This window comes from Pseudomonas sp. BTN1 (assembly GCF_001907715.1).
Taxonomy (GTDB): Bacteria; Pseudomonadota; Gammaproteobacteria; order Pseudomonadales; family Pseudomonadaceae; genus Aquipseudomonas; species Aquipseudomonas paracarnis.
On the sequence record NZ_MPBM01000024.1, the window covers coordinates 43,149 to 61,290 of the forward strand.

An 18,142-nucleotide genomic window follows, 5' to 3' on the forward strand; every position below is an offset into this window, starting at 1 on the left:
AAGCTCCTAGTGATGGGCAAACGGTTATGGTGCGGTGGGGCTATCAAAAGCCGAGGGCGTTACGCTGTTTCTCCAGCATGTCGACACCATCAACCTTCTCGATGAAGTTGAGCAGGTCGACTTCGATGATCTCTTCGTTGTCGACGGTCAACTTGTAGTAGGTGCAGGTTGTTTTGATGGTGTGCTCAGTGTCCTCGCCTGGCTTTGCTTCGCCCATTTCAATGGACTCATGACGCCCACGGACGACAATTTCTACGGCGCTGACTTCTCCCGTATCGTCCTGCTCAAAGGCACCTGCAAAGCGCAAGGCCACACCGGACGCGTTGGCCATACCGAACTGTTTCAGGCTGATCAGATCCAGGCCACCTGTCTTCCATTCGAACTGGATACCGTCGTCGGAAAAGCCTAGGTCAGCCTTGACCGGGCCATTCATGCCACCGCCGCGATAGGCTTCCATCTTGCGGCCGAGCACGGGCAGGGTGATGGACTTCACCACCCCCCTGTAGATGTTGGCGTCGTTGAACAACATGAGGTTCTTGAGTTTGCGTGGCATAGCCATGGCGGTCTTCTCCGGGTATTTGGCAACGGGTCAACTCCCCTCGCGGGGAGCCCCGGTTTAGCCGTTGATCTGGCTGGCGAACTGCATCAGGTAGCGGTCGGTGATGCGCTGGCGCAGGGTGAGGTCTTCCAGCGGCGGCACAGGCGTGTAGTCGTAATCGATCGTCAGCTTGCCGGCCTTGAGGGTGTCCTTGTCGTTGATATCTTCCGGGTACCAGGCGCTGCCGCCGATCAGGTAGCCCTGGGCGATCAGCTCGCGAAACTTGGCGTTGATGCCTTCAAGGATGTCCCGCACCAGGGAGGCGTGCATGGGCTTGTCCACAGCCCACATGTGCGCCTCGGCCATGGTATCGGCGAGGATCTGCGCGGTACGGGTGTAGTTTTCGAAGGCGAACAGCGGATCGTCGCTGCAGGTACGGCTACCCCAGAAGCGGAAGCCGCCCTCGTTGATCAGGGTCGTGACCTCGTTGCTATTGAGGTAGTTGGCATCGGTAGCCGGGTTTTGCAGATCCCAGAACACGTCGGCGCTGATACCGGTCACGCCGTTGACGGCAACGTTGGAGAGAGTCTTGTGCCAGCCGGTTTCCTGATCGATCTTCGCCCGCAGGCCCAGGGCGCGTGCAACTGCCGAGGCGGTAACGGTCTTGCTGGTGACGGTGTCCCAATTGAGGAAGTCTGGCCAGATCACCATGGCTTCGCGGGCGCCGAAATTTTCGCGGTAAGCGACCACCTCTTCCTTGGTTTTACAGTTCCAGGCGCTGACGTACGCGAAGGCGCGCAGGTCTTGGGCAACCGACACCAAAGCCGTAGCCACCTGCAAACTGTCGAGGCCTGGTACGCCAAGGATGCGCGGCGTCATGCCCACGCGGGCCTTGGCGGCGAGCAGAGCTTTCATGCCGGTGTATTTGCCGTCGGCCGTGGTGGTGCCGATCAGGGCGCTGGTGGTGGTCGCTTCGTCAGCGCCTTCCTTGACCCGCACCACGATGGTGTATGGCTTGGTCTGATCGGCAATTGCCTGCAGGCTGGACGCAAGGGTCCCCTTCACACCGGCTTTGCCGATGGCGGCTTGAACGCTGGTCAGAAGGACAGGTGTGTCCAGCGGGAACATAAGTGGGTCTGCATCCTCAGCCGTGCATACCAGGCCGATGACTGCGGTGGGGATGGTGCGAATGGGGCGGGTGCCGTCGTTGAGTTCGATGACCCGCACGCCGTGGAGATAGTCTGAACCGGCCATGGGTGGTTGCCTGCGCTGTGATGGAATGACAGTGCACAGGCTGCCGCGCGCGCGCCGGTTGGGCGAGCGCGGGGGCTTGTAGGGAGAGGCATTACAGGTTCACGGAGGGGTTATTGCGATTGGTCGGCGATCCAGCCGGGAGCTGTGGGGCGTGAATCCAGAACCGGGAACTGGGCGGTCTGCGGCCAGTCGCGAAGGGCCTGTATGTACACCAGCAACTCGCGGAACTGAATCGAAGACAGGGACGGGTCCACCCCGATTTCCTGCTGATCCCGATGACGTTCCCGCAGCCATTTGACCGACTCGATCTCGGAGTCGCGCCACGCCCGCTCTGCCGCGATGAGCCCCGCCTGAGCCAGCGCATCGTCATAGATCCAGTCGCTCCCACCCCAGCGGTGGCCTGGCCCAGGGTACGGCAACGCGGTGAGGTTGTCCGGCAGCGGGCCGAATTCTTCCCACTGTAGCGGCGCACCTGTTTCGACCTGGTAAACCATCCCCCTGTGATCTGGTACCAGGCTCCACACCTGATCAGCGCCAGGTGTGTGAACGATAGCGAACCCGGCCTTTGGCTTGGGCGGGGCATCGGCAAAAGCCATGGCGGGAATGAGCCACTTCCCTTCGTCCAGCGGGTCGGGATCGGCCTGGGTCGGGCCGGTGTATTCACCCGTTACTGGATGCGCTTGGTATACGACCAACATGGAATCAGACATGGTTAACCTCAATACTTAATGCACATAAGTCGAGCAGTACTGCGAGGGCGGGCTTCATCACCACCGGACGCAGTAGTTTCATACATCACTTTCCCAGGGCTCACGCCCTGGATGCCGGTAGCGCTCAAACCATAATCGGTCTTGTGCTGTGCACCGTAAACGTGGGTGTGAGATTTGTTCTGCGAGTCGACCCAGCTACCTACAGTACGCCCTGGTTCAACGCCACGACCTTCGTCAGCACCGCGGATAAACTCGCCTCGGCTATCGGGAAGGTTGAACGTCGTGCTGCCATCACCAGCGCCGTAGGTCGTGCCGATTGCGGCGAATAGATTTGCATAGGTGGTACGAGAAACGGCTGCACCATTTTCTTTAAGGAACCCGGTAGGAACTGTCGGGCCTGCAAATGCAATGGTGGTGCCTGCGGGCATGAATTGATAAGGATCAAGGTTCCCCGTGTGCCAGACCCTTCGAGTTCTCCCCCAGGCTCCATTGCTCTTACAACCACGGACGTAGATGTCCGGCTCTTCCAATCCTTGACGAAACCCTAGCTGCGCGGCGTAGCCAGCGTTCCCATAGGGTATGTTGACCAAGCCAACATTATCGGCAAAGCCTGAATTGCCTTCCCCGTAGTAATAGAAGCCGCCAGCCAATCCAATCGTATCAATCGCTGCCGCTGGTGCAGTAGCTCCCCCCAGCCCGTATTGTCCTTTCGCTAATGCATCAGTGATCCCATAGCCCGTCAAGGTGGTGGCTTTTGCCGCCTTGCCATTCAATGCAGTCAGAATGGTGGTGGAAAAGTTTGGATCATTACCCAACGCCGTGGCCAACTCCTTCAACGAATCCAGTGCGCCCGGAGCGCCGTCTATAACGGCCGTAATCGCATCCTGTACCGTCTTTTGCACGAAGGCTGTGTTAGCGACGAGTTTATTGTTGGCCCCAGCAGCTGCCGTTGGTACCTGTGGTTGGCCCGTGAACACCGGGCTTTCCAGCGGCGCTTTGAGGTTCAGAGCGGAGTTGACCTCCGTAACGGTATACGCATCAGTAATGCCATACCCAGCTAATGTTGTGGCTTTGTCGGCTTTGCTATCAGGATTGAACGTACCTGAGTGCCAAAGCACACGGGTCTTAGTCCATGCGTTCGGCCCTTTGCCAGCCCGTACCAAAATTCGTGGTTCATCGTTGCCTTGTGCGAAACCGATTTGTCCGGCGTAGCTGTCCGTGGCGTAAGGAACATTTATTAGCCCGACGTAGTTACCGAAGGAGCTTCCACCATCGCCAAAAGAATAAAAGCCTCCCGGTAGCCCAATGGTGTCAATGGGGGCATTTGGGGCGGTTTTTCCACCCAAACCATACTGGCCTTTGGCGATGGCATTGGTGATGCCGAAACCATCCAGAGTGGTCGGATTACGGCCTGACTGCACCACCCCCCGCTTGTCTGTCGTCACCTGAAAGTAGGTACCGGGCACCTTGTTTGGTGGAAGCACCCGATCGACGGAGAGGTCGACATACTCCCTGGTGGCCAGCACGACGGCGGGATCGATCTTCAGCACAATGTTGCCGGTGCTGGAGACGATGAGATTCATCCGCACGATGAGCGTGCGCGCCGATCCTTGGTCCATCAACGCCTTGTAACTCGGGGCACAGCTGGCAACCGCGACGAGGTCATTGTCTTCGTCATACAGGCCAATCTCTCTAACCCACCAGCCACCCACGTCCGCAGGGATGATTTGCTCGGCGATAATTACAGCCGGATTTACGGGATCGATCATGAGCTGATTCAGAGGCGCGCGACGACGCTCGTTGATCAGTTTGGTTTGGGTCGCGCTGGGCATGGGATTGGTGTCATTTGCATCACCCACCCCGAGTGCCGCGAGCTTCCACGGAAGCCCCAATGAATTGGCGTTTGCGAGTTTTGCGGCCCCCACGTTGGTGAGGATCGCCATAAATTGCGAGTTCTGATCGATCATGAGTACACGTCCAGGGTGTCTATGGTGTGTTCACGCCCGACCACACCGATGTAACCAGTGACTTCAACGTCACGCTGTACGGGTGGGTAGACGTCGATTACGTCGCCTTCATAAACGGCGACACCGATGTTTAGGGCGCCTTGGGTTTCCAGGCTGATGGCTAAGCCGGTGAGGTGCCGGCTGCGGGGTTTGGCGTCATCGATCAGGAAGGTGAGTTCTTGATACATCTCTTCGGTGATGCCGGTATCCCGCACGCCGATCCTCAACTTGAATGTGCCAGGCACGCCCTCCGGCATGTCCTGCCACCACTCGACAATCTCAATCAGGTAGCCCAGCGGCTCGACCACGCGGCGCAGTGCACCGACGGTGCCTTTGCGCGAGTGGATGAAGTACGCGGCACGAATGGCCTTGCGTTTGGTGGCTTCAGACCAAGTGCTGTCCCAACGGTCGACGGAAAACGACCAGGCCAGGTAGGGCAGAACGGCGACAGGGCAAAGATCCGGGTTCCACAGAAGGCGCAGAGGGATAGGCACGCGCTGAATTTGGGCCAGCGCTATCGCCGCCTGGCGTTCCAGAGGGGTGGAGTTGCCGGGGAGAAGGTGCTGAGCGCCCATCACTCCACCCCGACCGATAACTGAATGTCAGTGCAGTAGGGAGCCTGGTACAGCGTAGCGACGATATCGGTCCAGCCTTCCAGCTCGACCTTGCGCACACCTTCGACGTGCAGCGCGGCGTGGATCGCGGATTCCGAAACCTCCATGCCGAGTCGACGGCGCTGATGAACATAGGCGCGCAGACGTTGTTCTGCGGCACTGCGGGCAGGCTCGGTCTCTGGTCCGCTGGTCAGCAGATAAAGCTTGGCTTTGACCTGGTACCGCAGGATTTGAGCAGCCTGCACGGTCAGTCGGTCGGCTACCGGTCGGCGGTTGTCATCGCTAAGGTAGGTTTTGACCACCGCCAACAAATCGTTCTCGGCCGTGCCGTCCACAGACATACCTTGCACGGTCACCACCACTACGGCCGGCGACGGGCTTTCCGCCGTGGCATCGGCCACGCGCCCATCTGCCGCGCGGGCGTGGAAGATGTAGCTGTTGCGCGGGCCGGCGGTGCTGAGGCCTTCCCACGCCATTTGGGTACGCTCGCGCAGACTATCGTCTGTTTCCATTAACTGCGGGACGGGCGGTGATGCTTGGGAGTTGGCCGCCTGAATTACCAAGCGCTTGACGTTATAGTTCGCCGCCAGGTTCTCCAGATCGCTGCCCTTGGCGAAGGCAATCATGTTGGCGGTGGCCGCTTCATTGACGCGTTGTCGCCAGATGGTTTCCCGGTAGGCGTTCTCCTCGAGGAGCTTGGTCAGCGGTTCCGCTTCCATTTCGAGCCTGGCGGCAATGCCCGCCTGTTCCTCGGCGGGCCATAGGCTGATGGCGTAGGTCTTGCGTTCGGCTAGGATCTGCTCGAAATCAATCTGCTCGACGATCTGCGGAGCGGGCAACAGGCTGAGGTCGATAGCGGCGAAGGTGTTCATACGCTGCCTCCGAGCTGGAGGGGCAGGCTCAGGCTGAACGGTTCATTGCTGTCGACCACGCTGCCCTCCAGGTCCAACACTGACTGGCCTTGAAGGGTGGCACCCATAAATTGCACACGGCTGAGGCTCACCCTCGGTTCCCAACGCATCAGGGCCATGACCGCGCCCGAATAAACCCGCAGGCGTGTGACGTCATTGAAGGGGTGGTCCACCAGCTCGGGCAGCAGGCTGCCGTATTCGCGGCGCATAACGCGGGTGCCGATGCGGGTGGTGAGGATGTCAGTCAAGCACTGGGCGATATGGTCCAGCTCATCGATGGCGGCGCCGGTTTCTCGGTTCATTCTGGTTTCCCCGTCTTGCCGTTGCCTGGCATCACGCCGCTGTGGGGGTGGTTGACCAGGCTGATGCCGGCCGCGATGACGTCGGTGGTAACGGTCACGGTGCCGGTGACGTTTTGGTTTCCGGTTTGGATGTAATCGCCCTGATGAGTGATATCGCCGACGAGATGGATGCCGCCCGTGCTGACCAGGTTGGTGGTACCGCCGTTGGCGAGGGTTGCGTTGAGGTGATGGGCGACGCTGTCGTACTCGATCACCGTGCCGTCTGCGTAGGTGCGGCGGTGCAGGCCGGGGCGGTTGCCATTGGCGGGGATGTGGTCGCTGAAAAGGCCTGTGACAACTACACCATTGGCGAGTTGACCGGACGGGCTGAACAACATGACTTGTTCGCCCACGGTCGGAGGGTCCCACACCTGATCGGCTCCGGCGCGCTGCACGATCCAAGGTAGCCAGGCAGTCGTAAGCTCTCCGGTTTTCACCTTCACACGGGGAGGCTCCATCTGCACGGCGTCAATGACGCCGAAGCGGATGAGGTTTTCAAGCATGCGGGCAAAGGCGGCGAAATCGTTCATGGCGGCGATGGTGACGCCACGCGCGTGCGGGTGCAGCTTCGTCGCCTTGTAGGAGGGGGAGTTACAGTGTCAGGTGTGCGAGCAGGCTATCGCGAATTAAATCTAGGTCAGCATCAGTGAACCCCAAAACCTCCCGCTGCTCGTAACGCACGTCAGGAGCGCCAGGCTCTGCACGATCCTTCAAACCATACTGGTGAACCCTGGCAATGCGGGCAATACGGCCGGTGAACCCAACCGTTACGGCATTGCTATCACCACGGACCTTCAAATATGAAGCCGTCCGTAGCTTCTTGAACATCGCCAGCTTTCGGCGAATCCGTCCCTGCTTCCCTCGCAGGTCCCGCTTTTTGCGAGGGGCATACTTGCTCCCGTCCGGGTTCTCCTGTGCCATCACGCGCTTCTGCTGACTGCGACGCAACTCCTGTCCAATGGTCCGAGCCAGTTTGCTGCGCTCCCCAGGCTCCAACCGTGCCAGTAGAACCGCTGCCCAGGTCTCCAGCGCCTCCAGGTTACTTGCCATCGGGCACAATCCATTCACTGGTGTTGCCCTGGGCCCCCGGCTTCCAATTCGGATCGAGGTAGCCCGGCACGTACTGTGGTTCGTTCGGGTGTTTGACAGTGGTATTGCCCTGGTCGTCATTGCCCACGACGACGCGCTCTGTCAGTTGCAGAGTAATACTGAGGTCCACCTTGTTCTTGTCCAGGATGTCGGCTTCGAACTGAATACCGTTCTTGACCTTGTCGAGGCTTTCCAGCAGTTCGGATTGATTGACGCTAAGCCAGCCCAGAATCGGCAGGATCACGCTGTCGGGATGACCGGCGAACTCGGTGAGGATGATCTGCAGGTCAAAGCTGTATTCAAACGACAGGGTATGGGCAGCGGTGCAACGAACCCTACCGTTGTCGATGAATATCAGCAGGCGGTCGGGGTTGTGCTTGAACTCGGCAACGGTGGCAAGCAGGTGGGCGCGCAGGCTTTCGGGCTTGTTCATGGTTGGGCCTGCTGTTGCTTGTAGACCATGTCGACCTGGGCAGCGCAGTCGGCCCAGGCAGCTTCCGCGCGGTCCAAATCGCTCAACTGGTCACCGTTATTGCGCGGGCTGGTCGCTGGTAGTTGGCACGGCACCACGGCCGGACAGCCAGTCACGGTAAGCTGCGGCGCCGGTGAGGGCGGGGCGCTCGCGCAGCCGGCGAGCAGCGTCAGGCAAAGGCTGATCAGCCCAGTTCCGTAGTTCGGCGTTTTCACGTTTCAGGTCCTCTATGGTTTGCTCGCGTTTCGCCAGACCCTGGCGCAGTTGATCCTGTTGGACGCGCAGGGTGCTCTGGGCCTCGCGCTCCTGTTTCAAGGTAGCGATGAGGGTGTTGGCGGTTTGAAGGTTGCGGTCGGCGTCTTCGCGGGCGGTCTTGGCAGCTGACTTCGCCTGTTCGGTTTCGCCTTCGGCGACGTCGATGCGCGCTTCCTGCCCCCAGATCAGCAACGCCAGGGCGCCGAGCAGGGCAATGCCATATAGGGCTTGGCGCAGTGTGCTCACGCGCGGTACCAGCCAAGTTTGTTCATGGCGGCGGTGTCGAACTGCTTGATCGGGCCGCGCACGATCACGGCCCTGGCGCCGTTCATCATCTGGATGGCTTCGCCCAACAACTGCATGTCGTCCTGTTCGGTCGACTCAGGTACCACCAGCAGGTCACCATCCTGCACCCGCAGTTTTTCTACCGCGTCGAAGTCGATCATGCCGCCACTCCTTGCCCACACTCGCAACCGGCGTGCCGCTCGTAGGCGCGCTGAAGCTTGGTGTCGTAGAGATTCCGTAGGTAGTCCGGCCCGTTGTAGAGCTTGGCGAACTCGGCCCATTTGCGAGCTTTCAGGGCCTTGTGTAGCACCGGATCGGTCTCAATGAAGCGGGTGAAGGCGTCGAACTGCTGTGATTCGCCGGCACTCATTGCTGCCACAAATTCCTGCACGCTGGCATAGCCGAGACGCTTCCAGTGGAACCCCATGATCTGGAAGGCGCCCCAGGAAGCCGACTCCAGGGCGGCGGTGTCATCGATCAGGCGGGCCATGGCCAGGCGTTGGTGCTCGGCGGTACCGCCGATGTATCCGCCAGGCTTTGGATTGACCAGGGCGGGGTTGGCGGTGGCGAGCTGATCGGCGTGACGTTTGAGTTCGGCAGGGTCATCGCCCGCGTTTCGAGCCGTGGCGAGCTGGCGGTACATGATGTGGCGTTCGAACAGGATCACCGGCTTGCCGTTGTCGAGAAAGCCCTTGCCCTTGGATTCCACTTCGTTGACCGCGTAGATGCTCGCCAGCGGTACGCCGAGACGTTCGGCAGCGACCACTAGGTCGTTGTTGCGTAGCAGCTGGGTACAGTCGCCACCGGCAAGACTAGCTTGAGTCTTGGTGCCGGCAACGCCGTCGGCGACCAGGCCCACTTTGACCTGGTACGCGCGCACGGCGGTTTCTGTGGCGTCGCCGTAGTCACCGTCCGGCACGACGTTGGCGCCGTTCTTGTTGAGACTCTTTTGCAGCATCAGTACCGCTTGTGAACGGTCGCCGTGGCGGAGGGTGGTGGTCATGCGCTGGGCCTCAACAGGGCGGCGACGTTGCCGCGTGAACGGAAAATCAGGGTGCAGAGCAGCACGATGGACACGGCCTGCCAGAGGCTGGTGGGTTGGCGGTCAAGGAGAATTTCCAGACCGCAGATGCACAATGTGGCGCCAAACAAGCTCGCCAGTAGCGAAATGCTGCGCCGATATCGCGCATCGCCTCGGGTGTAGCAAGCCAGGCGCAGGGCGCTCAGTAGGTAGGCGATTGCCGTGATGACTTGAACAGCCAGTTCGATGTTCTGCATGTCAGGTGCCCCCTCTGATTCGACGCCAGATGTCCCAGATATCCGCTTTTTCCACCCAAACCATCAGTTTGATGCTGATCGGGATGACCACCAGTGCGCAGAGAAAGGCGCTGCCACCGCTGGTGATAAACGGAATTGCCTGTAAAGCCATCGGTGCGAACAGGTAGCCCACGCCGGCCGACAGGAATAGTGAGCCCAGCCGTTGCCAGACCTTCAGGTCACGCTTGGTACTGGTAACCAGCCAGGCACCGAGGATGGCGCCGAATAGCGCCCCGTCATCGATGACTGGCGTGACGCTGGCCAGGCCCAAGCCAATGAGCAGGCCAGACACAACGCTGGAAGTCGGATCAGCCATGGTGTGGGTTTCCTTGGTTGCAGAGGGTCAGTTCCATAGCTGCACCATCTGCCGCTGGGGCGCGCTGGTTTGGGCTTCGGGCATGTTGACGACAAGGCCGTGCGGCAGGATGGGCCCGTAGTCAGCCAGGCCGGGGTTGGCTTCAAGCACGGCCTCGGTGACGCCAGCAGTGCGGCCGTAGAACCGCCAGCAGAGGGCGTCAACGGTGTCGTTTTGGTTCGTGCGGACAGCGACGGGCATCAGATCAACTCCACGGTGGTGCGGCTTAAACCGAGGAAGTCGCGCACGGCCCAGCGCAGATCGCGGCGGTAGTCGTCGATGGTCGGGGCTGTTTCTTCTGCTTTATCGGTGCCGGTGTTGGTTGCGCTGTAGTCGCGGTACCGCTCGCAGACTTCGGCGCCGGTACCGGCCTCGATCGCACGCCGGTATAGGTGGGCCTGCACCGATACATCGTTGATCTTGTCGTCAGGGACGTCGGCCAGCGTGGTGTAGCCGGCGGCCAGTTGCTGGGCCTTCCACAACTTCAGCTCACGATTGAGGTTGATCGCTGCAGCGATTACGGCAGTTTCCAGGCGAGCGGGGGTGACGCTGTTGTCGATGCGTAGAGTGGCGCGGAGCTGCTCAAGGTCGATTGAGGGCCAGAACGGGTCGGTGTTGATGTGACCGCCGGTGACTGGGCCGCTGGCTACAAATGCGCTCATGGAACAGCACTCAGAAAATGGGTCGCCGGTGGTCGGGGCTTCACGTTCAGGAGGAGCGGCCTGGCCGATCCGCCCCGAGCCGGCGGGGTGCGTGGGGACGCTCGGTTAACTGCTTGGGGCAGTGTGTTTCTTGAGGAGACGCTCGACGCGCTCCAGATCTTTTTTGCCACCGCAGTTGCTGTGCAGGTCGATGGCTTTGGCCAGGTGCTGCTTAGCCTCTGCCAGGGCTACCAGGTTGTCGGCAGCCGAATCATCAGGAATGGCTGCGAGTGCTTTGCCGAGCGCCAGGTGCAGCTTGGCGCGAGCCTGGTCCGGCATGTCCTGTTCAGCAGTGATGCGCTGGGCTTCCTGTAGGAACTCCAGTGGAAAACGATCGCCAGCCTTTTGCGCTTTGAGGGCGGCTTCGGCGATTTCCTCGGCGATCAAGGTGCCGGTGGTACGTTCGAAGCGGTCCGGCATTTTCAGACCGTGCTTGATGGCGTAGTCAGCAATCGTCAGCGCGCCGCCGTAGCCGCCCGCGTCAATGCACCAGAGCATGATCGTGGTCAGGACTTCGTCCTGGGCACCGTTGCCAGCGGCCAGCACGCCTTGCACGTATGGTTCGTACTCAGGGATCAGCAGCGCCTTGAGTTCAGCTTTGCCCTGGTTGGACTGCACCTGCTTGAGGCGCGCGCGGTGCTGAGCCAGTTGGGCCAACTGGTGCTCGTAGGCAGTAGCGCCTTCCATTGAAGTGGCCGGCGCAGTTGCGGCGGCCTCAATGGCTGCGCGTTTGCGCAGCTGGTTACGTTGGGCTGGTGTCTGATGCATGGCGCGCCTCTTAGGCCTCGGTCGGTGCTGGATAGTTGACGGCCGTGATGCCTTCCACCAGTGCGACCAGGCCGAAGTCTTCGATGACATAGGCTTCGTTGGAGGACTGGTAGTCGGCGACACGATCCAGCTCGGGCTCGTCTTTCAAGTGGCGACGGCGGGCACCGTTTTGGTAGTAGATCGACAGGTTGCTGAGGGTGGTGACCAGGACGGTGTTATCCGGGAAGAACGGGGCGTCGACGACCGGCAGGCCACCCAAACGGGCGCGGCTGACAATCTCTTGAGCGGCGTTTTCTTCCTGGTTGGAGTCGGCACCCTTTTCCACGGCTGCCAGCAGCTTGCTGTGCATCAGGTTGCGGGAAACCATGACGCGCAGATCCGGGCGGGTGCGGTGCCACGGGTCGAGCATCTGGATGGCGTCGAACACCAGGCCGTCGAGGTTGGCGTAATCGCCCTCGAATACGGTGTCGACACCCGCAACCTTGATGACTTTGCGGGGGCCGATGGTGGCAGCATCGAGCACGCGGTCGTCGGCGCTGAGGCGGATTTTTTGCAGCCAGCCGATGTTGACGTCTTGCAACAGTGGGTTAGCGGCGCGGTTGGTGGTCGCAGCGGCGCTGGTGCCGTTGAAACCGATCATGATGCGGTCCAGCGCTTGGCGCAGGATGATCGCGTTGCTTAGCTTGACTTGGAAGTCGGGGAACTTGGCCCAGGCATCCAGCAGGGCGTAGGGGAACGCGCTGTCGAAGTTCGTCTGCTTGCAGGTGTAGGAATCTTTGCTCAGCGTGCTGCGGCCTAACGGGCTGCGGGGGGTACCTGTGGAGGTATCCGTGCGACTTGCAACTGGGCCGTTAACACCCAGCAGCAAGGCCTCGCCTGACTGTTCGTCTACGCCAATGATGTTGATCTGTTTCAGGAAACCATCGGATTCCTGCACAGCAACTTCCAGTTTTTGCTGGATGCTGGGGTCGACGCTGAATTTTTCGTGGGCACTGGCTACGCCATTGAGCAGGGCGATCTGCACGGCCAGGGCGGCGAAGGCGAAGCGTGTTTCTTTACGCATGGGGGTGTTCTCCGGTGAATAGGCTTGTCGGTGTTGGGCCGTGGGTTCAGTAAGCAGTCAGGACGGTGCCTGCACCGCCTGTGCTATGCGGGCGCTGTGGCTGGCTGAGGTCAGCGGTTTGCCCGAGCTTGGTTTTGAGCTCTTTAAGCTCGGTATCCAGGCTGGTGAACTGCTTTTTCAGATCGACCAAGGCCTTGCTTGAAGCGTCGGCTTGCTCAGCCTGCTGGGTGGCGAGGGTTACCAGGCTTTCCAGCGCTTCACCGATGTCGGAGAAAGTGTTGGCGTCCTTGCCATCCTTGTCCTTGCTCAGTTTGATGAACTCACCGAGCCTGGCCTTGATTGCTGCAAAAGCACTCGGCTGGTCGGTGACTTCTTCGAATTCAAGTAATGCTTCCTCAGCAGCGCTGAACAGGTTGTCTTTGTCCTGTTTGCGTCCGGCCAAGGTGCCGTGTGTAGCGCTGAAGCTCAGGGCTTCGGTGCCCAGGCTGGCAGGGGTATCAGTGATGGCGAGGCCGACCAGGTATGCCTTTCCGCTATCGGCAAACTTGGGCTGGATCTCGACCGAGGTGTAGACCTTCTGACCGGCCTTGTTCAAGGCCAGCAATGCGTCGTTCGGTTCGAGTTGGGCGAACAACGCCAATTTCTTGATTCCGGCAATCTCGACTTCTTCAGCCTTGAGCGCCACTACGTCGCCATAAGCGCCGAACTCGCCGCCGGGCCAGTAACCCTTGATGTGTTCGCAGTTGATGCGAGCGCCATAGGTGTTCTGGCTGTACTGCGAGGCCATGTCGTCAATCCAGCTCCGCTCGATGATGCGGCCATCGGTAGTCGCGCCTTCTACGGCAATGCGGGTCCACTTGGAGCGGAATTTCTGTTTGGTGCTGCTGGCCATGGGGAGTCCTCAGTGCGGTGGCGGCGAACTGCCGTTGCGATGTGGGCATGGTCGGCAGCTGCGGCCTCGCGGGCAACGAGCCGCACTTGTAGAGCAAGGCTTTACAGGGAGCAGAGCGGGTGTGCCACGCGCGCGGGAGGCAGCATCTGCGCCATGAATGCTCTCGCTGAAATTCCCGTCCGTGATAACCGTCGCCAGGCCAAATTTTTGTACTGGACGGGTTGGCGCATCACCGAAATTGCCGAGTACCTGGACGAAAAAGAGAAGACCGTCCACAGCTGGAAGGCCCGTGACGAGTGGGACCGGGCTGATAACGTCGAACGCATCGGCGGGGCGCTGGAGGCGCGGTTGGTGCAGCTGATCCTGAAGGACGGCAAGACCGGAGGCGACTTCAAGGAAATTGATCTGCTCCACCGGCAGTTGGAGCGCCAGGCCCGTATTGAGCGGTTCCAAGGCGGCGGTACCGAGTCTGAGCTCAACCCGAAACTGAATGACCGCAACAGTGGACCGAAGAAAAAGCCGAGCCGAAATGAGTTCAGCGAGGAGCATATCGAGCTGCTCACTCAGGCGTTTGTCGATGGGTGCTTCGGCTATCAGTTGGATTGGTACAAGGCTGGCAATCAGCGCACCAGGGCCATCCTTAAAAGCCGGCAGATCGGAGCGACCTTCTACTTCGCTCGGGAGGCGTTGATTGACGCTCTGACTACGGGGCGCAACCAGATTTTCCTGTCGGCGTCGAAGAATCAGGCTCACATTTTCAAGTCGTATATTCAGTCTTTTGCCAGGGAAGTTGTCGGCGTCGAGCTGACTGGCGATCCCATCACGCTCGCGAACGGCGCGGAGCTGCACTTCCTAGGCACCAACGCACGAACCGCCCAGGGCTACCACGGCAATTTCTACTTCGACGAATTCTTCTGGACGTTCAAGTTCAAGGAACTCAACAAGGTCGCCTCGGGTATGGCGATGCAGAAGCAATACCGCCGCACCTACTTCAGCACGCCGTCGAGCATGGCTCATGAGGCCTACACGTTCTGGACGGGGGAGCGCTTCAACAAGGGCAAGCCTGCCGCCAACCGCATTTCCGTGGATGTGTCCCACGATTCCCTCCAACAGGGGCGGTTGTGCGAGGACAAGGTGTGGCGGCAGATCGTCACGATTCTGGACGCCGAGCAGCGCGGCTGTGAACTGTTTGATCTTGAGGAACTGCGCCAGGAGTACGACGCCGAGGCGTTCCAAAACTTGCTGATGTGCCAGTTTGTGGATGACGGGGCGAGCATCTTCCCTTTGTCGATGTTGCAGTCGTGCATGGTGGACAGCTGGGTTGAGTGGGTTGAGGACTACAAACCTCTGGCACCGCGCCCGCTGGCCGACCGCCAGGTGTGGTTGGGCTATGACCCGGCAGAAACCGGCGATAGCTCTGGTCTGGTGGTTGTGGCGCCGCCGATGGTGCCAGGCGGTAAGTTCCGGGTGATCGAGCGGCATCAGTTCAGGGGGATGGACTTCGCGGCGCAGGCCGAGTCCATCCGCATGGTGACCCAGCGTTATTGGGTGACCTATATCGGCATCGACACGACGGGCATGGGCTCGGGCGTGGCGCAGTTGGTGCGGCAGTTCTTCCCCGGTCTTACAACGTTCAGCTATTCGCCAGAGGTGAAGTCGCGCCTGGTAATGAAGGCCTATGACGTGATCCACAAGGGCCGGCTGGAGTTCGACGCAGGCTGGACGGACTTCGCGCAATCACTGATGGCCATTCGCAAAACCATCACCGCCAGCGGCCGGCAGTTCACCTATACCGCAGGACGTAGCGAATCAACCGGCCATGCCGACCTGGCCTGGGCTCTTTTCCATGCACTACACCACGAACCGCTCGAAGGGCAGACGGCTGCCAATACCGGGCGGATGGAGCTTTTTTGATGAGTACAAAAAATGAGGTGGCAGTTGCCACGGAGCAGGCAGTGAGTGAGCACAAGTCGGTGGCGTTCACGTTCGGCGAGCCGGAGTCGGTGTTGTCGGCCAGGGAGATATTCGACTCGCTGGAGTGCTGGTTTAACGGGCGCTGGTATGAGCCTCCATTGTCGCTGGATGGACTTGCCCGGTCGGTAAAGGCCAGCGTTCACCTCGACTCGGGGCTGCGCTTCAAGCGCAACCAACTGACCCGCACGTTCATCCCGCACAAGCTGCTGACCCGCGAGGCATTTGACCAGTACGCCCAGGACTATTTGGCATTGGGCAACGGGTACGTTGAGGCGCGGCGGTCGTTGCTGGGTACGCCTGTGACGCTCAAGCCCGTGCTGGCGAAGTACATGCGGGCAGGTAAGGACGGGCGTTATTTTCAGGTGCAGGGGTGGAAGAGTGAGCACGAGTTTGACCAGGGCAGCGTGTTCCATTTGCGGGAGCTGGATCTGCACCAGGAAATTTACGGGTTGCCCGAGTGGCTCTGTGCGCTGCAATCGGCGCTGTTGAACCAATCGGCGACGTTGTTTCGCCGCAAGTACTACGAGAACGGCAGTCATGCGGGTTTCATCCTTTACATGACGGACGCGGCGCAGAACGAATCCGACATCGACGACTTGCGCACCGCTTTGAAAAATTCCAAGGGGCCGGGCAACTTCCGCAACCTGTTTGTGTACGCGCCGAACGGGAAGAAAGAAGGCATACAACTAATACCGGTCAGCGAAGTTTCGGCCAAGGACGAATTCAACTCGATCAAGGACCAGACTCAGGGCGATGTACTCGCAGCTTTGCGGGTTTATCCCCAACTGATGGGCATCGTGCCGAAAAACGCCGGGGGCTTTGGCTCGCCGAAAGAAGCCGGGGAAGTCTGGGCCACCCTTGAGCTTGAGCCGATTCAGACACGCCTGGCCCTTCTCAATGACTGGGTCGGCGAGGAGGTCGTGCGCTTCAAGCCCTTTGAACTTGGAGCGGGGGAGAAATAGTACCCCCGCGCAGTAAACGAGGCGACGAGTTGGTGCGCTAACACCCGCTCGACGCTGAATCACTCGAACACGCCGAGTGCTCCAACCAAGGCCTCGCCCCACTGCGCAGGGGGTGCGAAGCCTAAGCGAATCCAATTGTTGAAACAAGGATCACTTAATGAGCACACCAATTATCCCGTGGATGGGCGGCAAGCGTCGCCTGGCAGATCGCCTTATCCCGCTGTTTCCACCTCACGAATGTTACGTCGAGGTCTTTGCCGGCGGCGCCGCGCTTTACTTTATGCGGCCCCAGGCCGCGCCGGTTGAAGTCCTCAATGACATCAATGGCGATCTGGTGACGCTGTACCGCGTGGTGCAGAACCACCTGGAGGAGTTTGTGCGCCAGTTCAAGTGGGCGCTCAGCTCCCGCCAGGTGTTCGAATGGCAGAAGATGACCAGGCCGGAAACACTCACCGACATCCAGCGGGCTGCGCGGTTTTTCTACCTGCAGCACCATGCCTTCGCCGGCAAGGTCAGCGGGCAGACCTTCGGTACCGCCACCACTGGCCCTGCCATCAACCTGCTGCGGATCGAGGAGAACCTGTCTGCTGCCTGGCAACGGCTGTCGGGTACGTACGTCGAGAATCTGGGCTGGCTGGAGTGTGCGGAACGCTACGACCGGCCGCACACCTTTCATTACATGGACCCGCCGTACTGGCAGACCGCTGGTTATGGGGTGGACTTTCCATTTGAGAACTATGAGCGGATGGCCAACTTCATGCGGCGGTGCAAGGGCAAGGTGATGGTGAGTATCAACGACCACCCTGATATCCGACGTGTGTTTGACGGGTTCCACTTCGAGACGGTGGATATTCGATACAGCACTACCAATCAGCGGCAGGGAAAAGCCGAGGTCAGCGGCGAGCTCGTCATCATGAACTGGGAGCCGGCGGCACTGGGGGGGCTGTTCTAGGGCTCTGGCTGAATCAAACTGGCTTCCTTGTTTCTCACGTTGCCCACGGCGGCGCTGACCTTGAACCATTCAAAGGCCTCGGCCGGCTCGCCCTGGTGCAACACCATCTGCTCGGCACGCTCTTTCGGCGTTGCCGGGTTAAGCCATTCCCGGGCAAGGTCAGGCGCCAGAACCACGGGCCTCCGGTCGTGAATGTCCACCATGCCGCCGGCACTGTCAGCGGTGATGATCACAAAGCCGTCATGCTCGCCTGGGCCTGCAACGGCGTCAGGTAGTTGGCCGATGGCCGCGCACAAGATAGGCGCGCTGTCCCGCCTACGGATCAGATAAGGCTGTTTCTTTGGCCCACCTTCATCTACCCACTCGAACCAGTTGTCGATAGGCGTGATCGCCCGGTGCGGCCAGATCGCCCGGAAGAACGGCCCGTGGGCGACTTTCTCGACGCGTGCATTGATGGGCGCGGCACGGTCTTTCGCCCAGTGTGGCCTCCATCCCCACCGAACCGCATCAGCGTGCAGCAGGTCACCCTGCAGGTGCAGTAACGCCACCTGGGTGGTTGGGGCTACGTTGTATCGCTCGATCGGCTGATCACCCACCGAGTTTGCCAAGGCATTGGGCATGCTCAGTGCCGCAACAAAGTCGTGGATTCCTCTGTACTGCGACAGTCTTCCGCACATAGTCAG

At 60.2% G+C, this 18,142-nt stretch carries 24 protein-coding genes and 1 pseudogene; 3 read left to right on the forward strand and 22 right to left on the reverse strand.

The window, feature by feature from the left end:
• Window positions 1-43: 43 nt before the first annotated feature.
• From BMH52_RS10665 to BMH52_RS10760, 21 genes and pseudogenes are all read right to left on the reverse strand, one after another.
• Complete coding sequence (locus BMH52_RS10665; RefSeq protein ID WP_057709701.1) at window positions 44-559, reverse strand: phage major tail tube protein; 516 nt, start codon at window positions 557-559, stop codon at window positions 44-46.
• A gap of 57 nt (window positions 560-616) precedes the next feature.
• Window positions 617-1,792: a phage tail sheath protein gene (locus tag BMH52_RS10670; RefSeq protein WP_057709702.1), complete on the reverse strand. Its 1,176-nt coding sequence runs from the start codon at window positions 1,790-1,792 to the stop codon at window positions 617-619.
• 110 nt (window positions 1,793-1,902) lie between these two features.
• Complete coding sequence (locus BMH52_RS10675; protein WP_057709703.1) at window positions 1,903-2,502, reverse strand: phage tail assembly chaperone; 600 nt, start codon at window positions 2,500-2,502, stop codon at window positions 1,903-1,905.
• 8 nt (window positions 2,503-2,510) lie between these two features.
• Window positions 2,511-4,469, reverse strand: a complete 1,959-nt coding sequence (locus BMH52_RS10680) for a phage tail protein (RefSeq protein ID WP_073843660.1) — start codon at window positions 4,467-4,469, stop codon at window positions 2,511-2,513.
• On the reverse strand, window positions 4,466-5,083 hold the full coding sequence (locus tag BMH52_RS10685) for a phage tail protein I (RefSeq protein WP_073843662.1): 618 nt from the start codon (window positions 5,081-5,083) through the stop codon (window positions 4,466-4,468). Before BMH52_RS10685 ends, BMH52_RS10680 begins: the two co-directional genes overlap by 4 nt.
• Complete coding sequence (locus BMH52_RS10690) at window positions 5,083-5,994, reverse strand: baseplate J/gp47 family protein (protein WP_073843664.1); 912 nt, start codon at window positions 5,992-5,994, stop codon at window positions 5,083-5,085. The genes BMH52_RS10685 and BMH52_RS10690 overlap by 1 nt, the downstream gene beginning before the upstream one ends.
• Window positions 5,991-6,335, reverse strand: a complete 345-nt coding sequence (locus tag BMH52_RS10695) for a GPW/gp25 family protein (RefSeq protein ID WP_073843666.1) — start codon at window positions 6,333-6,335, stop codon at window positions 5,991-5,993. The genes BMH52_RS10690 and BMH52_RS10695 overlap by 4 nt, the downstream gene beginning before the upstream one ends.
• Window positions 6,332-6,904, reverse strand: a complete 573-nt coding sequence (locus BMH52_RS10700; RefSeq protein ID WP_057709708.1) for a phage baseplate assembly protein V — start codon at window positions 6,902-6,904, stop codon at window positions 6,332-6,334. Before BMH52_RS10700 ends, BMH52_RS10695 begins: the two co-directional genes overlap by 4 nt.
• 61 nt (window positions 6,905-6,965) lie before the next feature.
• Window positions 6,966-7,424, reverse strand: a complete 459-nt coding sequence (locus BMH52_RS10705) for a phage virion morphogenesis protein (RefSeq protein ID WP_057709709.1) — start codon at window positions 7,422-7,424, stop codon at window positions 6,966-6,968.
• A complete protein-coding gene (locus tag BMH52_RS10710; protein WP_057709710.1) occupies window positions 7,414-7,896 on the reverse strand; it encodes a phage tail protein in 483 nt (160 codons plus the stop codon). The genes BMH52_RS10705 and BMH52_RS10710 overlap by 11 nt, the downstream gene beginning before the upstream one ends.
• A pseudogene (gene lysC / locus BMH52_RS29385) lies at window positions 7,893-8,078 on the reverse strand (Rz1-like lysis system protein LysC); the annotation flags it as partial. The gene BMH52_RS10710 and the pseudogene lysC, both read right to left, overlap by 4 nt.
• Window positions 7,993-8,436: an Rz-like lysis system protein LysB gene (lysB, locus tag BMH52_RS29555; protein ID WP_057709711.1), complete on the reverse strand. Its 444-nt coding sequence runs from the start codon at window positions 8,434-8,436 to the stop codon at window positions 7,993-7,995. The pseudogene lysC and the gene lysB, both read right to left, overlap by 86 nt.
• On the reverse strand, window positions 8,433-8,636 hold the full coding sequence (locus BMH52_RS10720; protein WP_057709712.1) for a hypothetical protein: 204 nt from the start codon (window positions 8,634-8,636) through the stop codon (window positions 8,433-8,435). The genes lysB and BMH52_RS10720 overlap by 4 nt, the downstream gene beginning before the upstream one ends.
• Complete coding sequence (locus BMH52_RS10725; RefSeq protein WP_057709713.1) at window positions 8,633-9,478, reverse strand: N-acetylmuramidase family protein; 846 nt, start codon at window positions 9,476-9,478, stop codon at window positions 8,633-8,635. The genes BMH52_RS10720 and BMH52_RS10725 overlap by 4 nt, the downstream gene beginning before the upstream one ends.
• A complete protein-coding gene (locus tag BMH52_RS10730; protein WP_057709714.1) occupies window positions 9,475-9,753 on the reverse strand; it encodes a phage holin family protein in 279 nt (92 codons plus the stop codon). The genes BMH52_RS10725 and BMH52_RS10730 overlap by 4 nt, the downstream gene beginning before the upstream one ends.
• Before the next feature lies 1 nt (window position 9,754).
• A complete protein-coding gene (locus BMH52_RS10735; protein WP_019818195.1) occupies window positions 9,755-10,108 on the reverse strand; it encodes a putative holin in 354 nt (117 codons plus the stop codon).
• 27 nt (window positions 10,109-10,135) lie between these two features.
• Complete coding sequence (locus BMH52_RS10740) at window positions 10,136-10,348, reverse strand: tail protein X (RefSeq protein ID WP_057709715.1); 213 nt, start codon at window positions 10,346-10,348, stop codon at window positions 10,136-10,138.
• Entirely contained in the window at window positions 10,348-10,809 is a 462-nt protein-coding gene (locus BMH52_RS10745) for a head completion/stabilization protein (protein WP_057709716.1), read from the reverse strand. Before BMH52_RS10745 ends, BMH52_RS10740 begins: the two co-directional genes overlap by 1 nt.
• Window positions 10,810-10,914: 105 nt before the next feature.
• Complete coding sequence (gpM, locus tag BMH52_RS10750; RefSeq protein WP_057709717.1) at window positions 10,915-11,616, reverse strand: phage terminase small subunit; 702 nt, start codon at window positions 11,614-11,616, stop codon at window positions 10,915-10,917.
• 10 nt (window positions 11,617-11,626) lie between these two features.
• Window positions 11,627-12,679, reverse strand: coding sequence for a phage major capsid protein, P2 family (locus tag BMH52_RS10755; RefSeq protein WP_073843668.1), 1,053 nt, complete (start codon window positions 12,677-12,679; stop codon window positions 11,627-11,629).
• 46 nt (window positions 12,680-12,725) lie between these two features.
• Window positions 12,726-13,571, reverse strand: a complete 846-nt coding sequence (locus BMH52_RS10760; protein WP_057709719.1) for a GPO family capsid scaffolding protein — start codon at window positions 13,569-13,571, stop codon at window positions 12,726-12,728.
• A gap of 153 nt (window positions 13,572-13,724) precedes the next feature.
• On the opposite strand from BMH52_RS10760, the gene BMH52_RS10765 reads away from it, so the two are divergent.
• The 3 genes from BMH52_RS10765 to BMH52_RS10775 all read left to right on the forward strand — a co-directional run bounded on the left by BMH52_RS10765 (window position 13,725) and on the right by BMH52_RS10775 (window position 17,459).
• A complete protein-coding gene (locus BMH52_RS10765; RefSeq protein WP_057709720.1) occupies window positions 13,725-15,485 on the forward strand; it encodes a terminase ATPase subunit family protein in 1,761 nt (586 codons plus the stop codon).
• Window positions 15,485-16,507: a phage portal protein gene (locus BMH52_RS10770; protein WP_057709721.1), complete on the forward strand. Its 1,023-nt coding sequence runs from the start codon at window positions 15,485-15,487 to the stop codon at window positions 16,505-16,507. The genes BMH52_RS10765 and BMH52_RS10770 overlap by 1 nt, the downstream gene beginning before the upstream one ends.
• A gap of 157 nt (window positions 16,508-16,664) precedes the next feature.
• Window positions 16,665-17,459 (forward strand): DNA adenine methylase, encoded by a 795-nt coding sequence (locus BMH52_RS10775; protein WP_057709722.1) that lies wholly within the window; start codon window positions 16,665-16,667, stop codon window positions 17,457-17,459.
• On the opposite strand, the gene BMH52_RS10780 is transcribed toward BMH52_RS10775, so the two are convergent.
• Window positions 17,456-18,136, reverse strand: coding sequence for an SOS response-associated peptidase family protein (locus BMH52_RS10780; protein WP_057709723.1), 681 nt, complete (start codon window positions 18,134-18,136; stop codon window positions 17,456-17,458). The two genes, BMH52_RS10775 and BMH52_RS10780, sit on opposite strands and share 4 nt — an antisense overlap.
• Window positions 18,137-18,142 lie beyond the last annotated feature (6 nt).